Genomic DNA, 8,310 nt, shown 5'->3' on the forward strand with positions numbered 1-8,310 from the left:
AAGCAGGTAAACTAGGCATTTTTGACCCTAAATTTAAAACATTTATAACTCTTTCCTAATCTGTAGAGTTTTCAGTTAGTACAGATGGCTTTACTGATCAAAACAACGTGGTTCGTAAGAGATTTGGCGTAGTCAATCTACACAATACTTTACTTAAAGTAAGCCATTTATCGCTTGCCCAACAAAAGCAGGATTTAGAGAAAAAACTACAAATATTTATGGAAGGAACTGAGCAACGAGACGATATACTGTTGATAGGGGTGAAGGTTTAGAGAGGTAGGCTTTTTTTATAAAAAATGGGTAGGCTTCCCTGTTGCCAAAGAAACCTGCCCGTGTATGCAATCAGGCACTATAGTTTTAGTCCATAATATAGGGATAGTCCTCTTGAGCATATACATCTTTGAATGCCTCAGAAGGATCAGGATAGGGAGACTCATCAGCAAACTTAACTGCCTCTTCTACTGTCTTTTTGATCTCCTTATCTATGTTTGCCAGGTCATCTTCGGTAGCAAACTTGCCCTTCAGAATGCTTTCGCGTACTTGCTCGATAGGGTCTTGGTTTTTATACTCGTTCTCTTCTTCTTTAGTTCGATATTTTGCCGGGTCAGACATAGAGTGTCCTTTAAAACGGTATGTACGGAACTCAAGTAGGGTAGGCCCTTCGCCAGCACGGGCACGCTCGGCCGCTTTTTCTACCGAAAGGTGTACTTCTTCTACTTTCATGGCGTCTACCGGCTCAGAAGGTATATCATAGCTCTCGCCCAACTGATATAGCTCGGTTACGTTAGAGGTACGTTGCACCGAGGTACCCATGGCATACCCATTGTTTTCTATTACAAATATCACGGGTAACTTCCAGGTCATGGCCATATTCAAAGCCTCATGAAAAGCGCCTTGACGTACCGCACCATCGCCCATATAACACATGCACACTTTGCCGGTTTTGTTATACTTTTCGGCAAAGGCAATGCCTGCACCTAAAGGTACCTGAGCACCTACTATGCCGTGTCCTCCCATAAAACCATTTGCTTTGTCAAACAAGTGCATAGAGCCACCTTTCCCTTTCGAGACCCCGGTAGCCTTGCCATACAGCTCAGCCATTACTGCCTTGGGGTCGGTACCCAAAGCCAGTGGATGTCCGTGGTCGCGGTAAGCCGTTATATATTTATCTCCTTTTTGTAAAGCACTTACAGCACCCGAAGCACAAGCTTCCTGACCAATATATAAGTGTAAAAAGCCCTTGATTTTTTGGCGACCATATACTTGACCACACTTGGCTTCAAACTTACGGATCAACTGCATACTGCGGTACCAGTACATGTAGGTTTCCTTGTCAAATTTGTCTTTTGCGCTTTTCTTGCCCTTTCGTGCCGATGCGGTTTTTTTATCTTTGGTAGTTGCCATAAATTTATCAATTTTTAGAATGCTTGGATGATTGAGGTGTTTTTGTTTATCCAAATGTTTGTTGATTGCTTGCGAAAGTAATAAAATTTGTAAAATGTTTTGCATTGTTGATCTATGAAAAAATACCAAAGGGAAGGATTTTGACCTAACTTACTGTAAATAACTACAATATTGTAACTTTGAATCTGGGCAGTAGCGACCAACTGCTGGTTTTGTGTATTGGTCGTATGCCTTTGGTACTGCACTTAGTAAAACTACAAAAATAATCTAATCTGTAGAACAGTATCTCTGGCGGGGTACTTCTCAAAAAATATTTTGTTCTTTTGGAGTGCTTTATTTCTTCCGTTTTACTTACCTGAATTAAACCCATTAGTTTACACCATGTTTTTAGAAAAAATCAATTTGCTCAATTTTAAGAATTACGAAATGCTAGACCTTGACTTTTCTTCATCGGTCAATTGCATTGTAGGTGACAATGGCAGCGGCAAAACCAACTTGTTGGATGCTATTTACTATTTGTCAATGAGTAAAGGGGCTTTTGGTGGCGGCAATACCCAACACGTGTTGCACAAAGAAGATTTTTTTATGGTCAAGGGGGTTTTTCAGGCTAAAGACCTGGACTATGAAGTAACTTGTGGGTATAAAAAAGGGCAGGCAAAGGTGTTTAAGGTAAACCAAAAACAGTATGACAAAATAAGTGATCACATTGGACGGTTTCCGGTGGTGTTGATTGCTCCCAACGACACTGACACTATTACAGAAGGAAGCGAACTAAGGCGCAAATTTTTTGACAGTATTATTTCACAGCTCGACAAAAATTACCTGATCAACCTGATTCAATATACCCACCACCTTAAGCAACGCAATAGTTTGCTGAAGCAATTTGCTGAGCGCAATTTTGTAGACCGTAGCCTGATTGATACTTATAACCACAAGTTGATCGCCCTGGGCAAAGCTATATGTGATAAGCGGCAGGAGTTTATCACAGAGTTTGCCCCTATATTTCGTGAACACTACCAAGAACTGACCGAAAACAAAGAAATAACAGCGTTGGTATATCAATCGCAGTTTTTAGAAGAGCACTACGCTGACGACTTTCGCCAGGCGTTACCTGATGACCTGCGTTTGCAGCGCACTACACGTGGCATACATAAAGATGATTATGATTTTTTGATCGATGACCACCTCCTGCGCAAATTTGGTTCGCAAGGGCAGCAAAAGTCCTATATAATTGCGCTGAAACTTGCCCATTTTGATATTATAAAAAATTACACGTTTATGAAGCCCATTCTCTTGCTGGACGATATTTTTGACAAATTAGACGATAAGCGAATGGACAAGCTCATGCGCAAGGTAGCAGCCCATACTTTTGGGCAAATTTTTATCACCGATGCTCGTCCTGAACGTACACAAACGGTTTTTGAGCATATAGATGTAGAGAAACGTATTTTTACCATTGCCAAGGGGGAGGTGGTAGATGTGATGGAAGATTTAAATTAAGAAGGTACCCATAGCAAACAATAGTTACCTCTCTAAACATGTTACAATAGTCGATATTCCATAGCTGATTCGAGTAAATATTTACTTTGTTAAATGTTGTAAACCAGTGGCGTATATTAAGATTGCTTACTCACTTTATTTTTAAAAGTGTTTCGGTTTTACGCCTAAACACTCAATTAAATAGTTTTTAAATTCATCAATAAATGATCACCAGCAAACAACTTTGACGAAAATCACTGCGGAGTATTGTGTTAATAACCTTTTCTTAATCCAACGGAAAAAAATTACCCCCTTGCTGATGATGGTCTTTGAGTATAAACTCGCTGGGGTTAAAACCCGAAAAGTGTTTAAACTCTTTGATAAAGTGCGATTGATCGGCATAGCCACAATGATAAGTGATGTCTGCCCAGGTGATTTTTTCCTGGTGTTGAATACGCTTCAAAATTTCCTGAAACCTAAGAATCCTATGATAATATTTAGGAGTAAGCCCTACATATTTTTTAAACTGGTCAATCAAATGCTTTTGGGTGTTAGGGTATCCTTCTACTGCTTGTTGGTGGTTGGTCACGGGAGCTTGTTCTAAAGCCTGTAATACATTGTACAGCTCAAGTGGTGCCAGTTTTCGTGGATCAAACTTTTGCCTGAGCCAGCCATATATTGCCTCAAACAAGGCCGAAGAAACCGATTGGTCAAGCAACCGTTGCCGCAACTGAGCAAGTTCGTTGCCCCATAGTTCGGTGGCGTCAACTATTTTCCCGGTGATTTTGTGAAGAGGAAAATGTAAAAATGGATAAGCCCCGGCAGGTTTAAACTGAACAACGAGCATGGCAGAGCGTTGGTGTGCCGAAATAGATATATAATGACGATGCAAACCTGACAGCCAGGCTTGACTAAAGCAAGCGTTAACTTGCAGAGTTTCGTTGTCAAAGGTGTGCCGCTCGAAACCATCTAATTCAAAAATAATAAATACATGTCCAGTGGGTACTACCCGTTCAATAGAATGGTCAGGGGTGAACTCCCTGAAATGAAATATCGTTTCTATATAGGGGCTAAACATTGGGGGTAATTGTGCTGTTTCTAAAATCATAATTCTAACTCCAACCTCCTGTTTTTTAAGAGCTTGTTTGAAATTTCGTTTTTGAGAGCTTTTGTGATGAATTTGCTGTTAGGATGCGTTATAAGTAGTAGTAAGCAATTAGCTATAAGTTACAAATATATCTAACTCACTTACTCATAACTTGTTATAAACATCTATTAGCTGTGTTTGATTTTGTCCAACTACTTATTGAGGATAAATTTAACAAAATACTGCCAGTTAAAGTAGCGCAAGGGTTCCAAAGGATAAAGTCCAAATAAGCTCTAAACCATCTTACCCTTTTCCAATCCTTCAAGTTGCGTTTTCCAGCCAGCCAGCGAGTTGCCTGAGTCTATTTGCCATTGGCGTTTGTTACTATAGCGATAGCTAAACCATTTTTCTTCAGCATTGCTTGAGATTTTTCCCTTGATGTACAGGTAGTCGTTTGTTTGTGGGGTATAGTCAAAATCAAAGCAATTGCCTGCATTCAGATTGTTGAGTAAGAGAGTTTGCAACTGTTGTTCTTGGGTGTTGTAGTGGGGTACCACGGCTTTGCCCCTGTGATGTTGCAGCGGTAAAAAAGGATTACTACGCTTAACTACCCATTCTATTTCGAAGGTAGGGTTGTTCTCTGTTTGGCACGTGCAGAGCCTAAAACCATCGTTGATATTGCACATAGAGAAGTGTTTTTGAGAAATGAGGTAGGTTAATCTATAAATATAATACAAGATACAAAGAATTGGCTTTCATATTGATGGAGAAAATCGTATTATAAGGTGAAAAATGGCTGCTATGTAAACGCGAACTATATATGCTATAAATGAAACTTAAATGAATAAGAGTTTATTGATTATTTGTTGCTTGGGGTTTTGTCTGACATTACAGGCGCAAAATGCTAAAATCGACAGTTTGAGAAGTTTGCTGGCAGCCAGCAAACCCGATACTCAACGGGTAAACCTGTTGATTGCCCTAGGAAAAGCACATATTCGAATATCGTCTGATACTGTAAAAAAACTAGGAGAGCAAGCCTTACACTTGGCCCGAGAGCTAGAGTTTCAACAAGGTATTGGTGCGGCTATCAATAATATTGGTATTTCTTATTATTTCAAGAGTGATTACTCTAAGGCGATTGAACAGTACCATAAGGCCTTGGAAATATTTCAGGCAATTAATAACCTCCGAGGCATTTCTTCTATTTACAACAATTTGGGTATTATACAACGTAGGCAGGGCAACCATATCAAAGCCCTGGAATATTACCAAAAAGCCTTGACTATACAAGAAAAATTGAAGGATAAACTCCTCATGTCTTATTCTTATAATAATATAGGTACCATTGCTATTCAGCAGAAGGACTATACAAAAGCGCTGAAAAATTACCGCAAATCGTTGAAACTCAAAAAAGAAATAAGAAACTTTAAAGCAATAGCTACTGCTTATAATAACATAGGTAGGGCATATGATCAGAAGAAATTACACGATTCGGCTTTGTTTTATTACAAAAAAGCTTTACGTATTCATCAAACCAAAAACTTACGTATTGCCCCTTACTACAGCAACGTAGGCAATGCTTTTATGAATTTGAACAAGTTAGACTCAGCGTTGGTATACCACCAGAAAGGCTTAGCATTGGCCATTGAGGTAAAGGCTACCCGTTATCAGATAGTGGCGTATATTGGGTTGGCAAATGTGTATTATCAACAGGCAAAGTACCAGAAATCGGTAACTATGGCTAAGAATGCGCTGCCCATAGCTAAAAAAAAGAAAGTATTGGATTTGATAAGAGACATTCAGGAGGTGTTGTATAAAAGTTATCAAAAACTGAATAATTATGAAGAAGCCTTTAAATCTCATCGGAAGTATACAGAGCTTAAGGATTCGCTATTTAACGAATCTCGCACCAAAGACATTACCCGTTTAGAGCTGAACTATACCTTTGACAAAAAGCAGGCGTTGATACAGGCAAAGCAAAAAGCCAAGGAAGAACGGGTAAAAATAGAAAACGAAAGAAGGCTGGCACAGCAAAGGTTGTATTTGTTTAGTGTTTTAGGTATTTTGTTTACCGTATTGTTGTTTAGTTTCTTTGTGTTTCGCAGTCGTCAGGTACAAAAAAAACTCAATAGCCAACTTACCATCCAAAAAAATGACTTGCAACAAAAAAGAAACGAGCTGGTAACGCTCAACGAAGAACTGCACCAAAGCCGCGACGAAATTATAACGCAACGAGACTACATAGAAACCCAGCATAAAGACCTGACCATGAATAAGGAACGGATAGATAGCAGCATAAGAGCGGCACAAACTATCCAGCAAGCAGTATTGCCATTTGCCAAAGAGTTGCAAGCGTTGTTTACAGATTATTTTGTGCTTTATAAGCCTAAAGATGTGGTAAGCGGTGATTTTTACTGGGTAAAACAATTGTCGGAACAAACCATAGTAGTAGTGGCAGACTGTACCGGACACGGAGTGCCAGGTGCTTTTATGAGTCTGATTGGTGTCAATCTGTTAGATAAAATCATATTCCAGGAAAACATTAGTCAGCCTGACAAAATATTAGATCGTCTCCACTCTTTGATGAACGTATCTTTACGGCAACAAGACTCAGAAAGGCGCCAGGGGGGGATGGATGCAGTAATATTTAGCCTTACTCCACAAGCCGATCATCATACCAAAGTAATATTTTCGGGGGCGAGAAACCCACTTTATTACAAAGACGCCAACCAACCTGATATTCAGTTACTCAAGGGAGACCGTAAGTCGATAGGGGGACTACGCAACGATGCTGAGAAGTTTACTGCACAAGAAGTGATTTTGCCCCAAGGCAGTGTGTTGTATGCGGGCTCAGACGGGTTGCAAGACCAGAACAATGCTGTGCGTAAAAAGTTTGGTAGCAAGCGTTTACTTAAGTTACTCAATATAATAGTAACCAAGCCAATGGCTGTACAAAAAGAACTAGTGGAAAGCGAGCTACAAGATTATATGCAAGGTACAGTGCAACGCGATGATATTTTGTTGGTAGGGGTAAAAGTGTAATAAATGCTATAAAATAGCTTTCAAATAAATATGTATAAACGTTGTGTTACATTTTTTTTAATTATTATAACCTGTCAGGTAACGTATGCGCAAAACGCAAAAATAGACAGCCTCAAGAAATTATTGCAGCAAACCAAAGGCGATACCCAACGAATACAGATTTTAAATGATCTTTGCCGGTCTTTTTGGCGTATAGCACCCGATACTGCTCAAAAACTAGGGTACCAAGCCCTTAGAATCGCCACCAAAATAAGGTTGAAAAGTGGCATAGCAAACGCTGAAAATAGGGTAGGGACGGCTTATCATTTTGGAGGAAACCATAAACAAGCTATTTTACACTACCAGAAGGCGCTGGCTATATTTCGGGCAATGGGTGATAGCCTGGGCATGTCGAAAATTTATAATAACCTGGGGATAATCAATAAGGTAAGGGGAGATTTTTTGGTGGCGCTGGAATATCACCAAAAAAGTATGGTCATACAAGAGAAGCTGGGACATAGTAGGTTAGTATCTTCATCTTGTAACAATATGGGCAACATTTATCTGGAGCTTAAAAACTACCCCAAGGCGCTTGAGTACCTGAAAAAATCGGCAGAAATAAAAAGAAGAATAAAAAATTACGAGGGATTAGTTAGTACTTACACTAATATGGGTAAGGCGTACACTCGCCTCAAAGATTACAAACAGGCGATGGTTTATTATAGAAAAGCGTTGGTGATAGGCAAAGAGCACCAGCACTATCAACTCATTGCTCTTACCTATCATCACATGGGCGATTTGATGTATACGCGACATAAAGTAGATTCTGCCATTTATTACCAAAAACGAGCGTTAAAGTTGAGTACGCAAGCGAAGTATCAGTATGCCCAAAATATGGCACTCAATAGTTTGGCTTTGGCATACTATACTAAAAAAAACTACTTGACTGCTATTCAGGTAGGCAACGAAGCTTTTGTGGCAGGGCGCCAAAGCAAGGAGTTGATTGTGGTAAAAGATGCCAGCGAAACTTTGTATAAGAGCTATAGTGCGTTACAGCAATACAAAGAGGCCTTTCATTATCAAAATATCTATTTAAGGGTCAGCGATTCATTGTTTAATGAGTCACGCACTAAAGAAGTAACCCGACTGGAAATGAACTATGACTTTCAGAAAAAACAAGAGTTGATCCAGGTAAAACAGCAAGCCAAAGACGCGCGCCTTAAGGTAGAAAATGAAAAAAGGCTGGCACAACAAAGGTTATACTTGTTCAGTGTTTTGGGGGTTTTGTTTACAGTATTAGTGGTAAGTGTCTTTATATT

The 8,310-nt window shown here is 39.5% G+C and carries 7 protein-coding genes; 4 read left to right on the plus strand and 3 right to left on the minus strand.

What is annotated here, in order from left to right; all coding sequences use genetic code 11:
- The first annotated feature begins 107 nt into the window (after window positions 1–107).
- Entirely contained in the window at window positions 108–272 is a 165-nt protein-coding gene (locus tag Q0954_RS31575; RefSeq protein ID WP_366916771.1) for a hypothetical protein, read from the plus strand.
- Between the two features lie 85 nt (window positions 273–357).
- On the opposite strand, the gene pdhA is transcribed toward Q0954_RS31575, so the two are convergent.
- Entirely contained in the window at window positions 358–1,404 is a 1,047-nt protein-coding gene (gene pdhA / locus Q0954_RS31580) for a pyruvate dehydrogenase (acetyl-transferring) E1 component subunit alpha (RefSeq protein WP_299465198.1), read from the minus strand.
- Between the two features lie 381 nt (window positions 1,405–1,785).
- On the opposite strand from pdhA, the gene recF reads away from it, so the two are divergent.
- On the plus strand, window positions 1,786–2,904 hold the full coding sequence (recF, locus tag Q0954_RS31585) for a DNA replication/repair protein RecF (protein WP_299465188.1): 1,119 nt from the start codon (window positions 1,786–1,788) through the stop codon (window positions 2,902–2,904).
- 265 nt (window positions 2,905–3,169) lie between these two features.
- On the opposite strand, the gene Q0954_RS31590 is transcribed toward recF, so the two are convergent.
- Together Q0954_RS31590 and Q0954_RS31595 are read right to left on the minus strand one after the other, a co-directional pair.
- The gene (locus Q0954_RS31590) at window positions 3,170–3,991 is read right to left on the minus strand and encodes a helix-turn-helix domain-containing protein (protein ID WP_299465190.1); all 822 of its coding nucleotides are present in this window, start codon (window positions 3,989–3,991) and stop codon (window positions 3,170–3,172) included.
- A 272-nt stretch (window positions 3,992–4,263) separates the two neighbouring features.
- Window positions 4,264–4,656: a hypothetical protein gene (locus Q0954_RS31595; RefSeq protein ID WP_299465192.1), complete on the minus strand. Its 393-nt coding sequence runs from the start codon at window positions 4,654–4,656 to the stop codon at window positions 4,264–4,266.
- A gap of 154 nt (window positions 4,657–4,810) precedes the next feature.
- Here Q0954_RS31595 and Q0954_RS31600 point away from each other — a divergent pair, with 154 nt between their 5' ends.
- Both Q0954_RS31600 and Q0954_RS31605 read left to right on the plus strand, forming a co-directional pair.
- Window positions 4,811–7,012, plus strand: a complete 2,202-nt coding sequence (locus Q0954_RS31600) for a tetratricopeptide repeat protein (RefSeq protein ID WP_299465194.1) — start codon at window positions 4,811–4,813, stop codon at window positions 7,010–7,012.
- Between the two features lie 30 nt (window positions 7,013–7,042).
- Window positions 7,043–8,310: tetratricopeptide repeat protein (locus tag Q0954_RS31605; RefSeq protein WP_299465196.1), on the plus strand; the 1,268-nt coding region annotated here is incomplete at its 3' end.

It is taken from the genome of uncultured Microscilla sp. (assembly GCF_947493425.1).
In the GTDB taxonomy this organism is placed as follows: domain Bacteria; phylum Bacteroidota; class Bacteroidia; order Cytophagales; family Microscillaceae; genus Microscilla.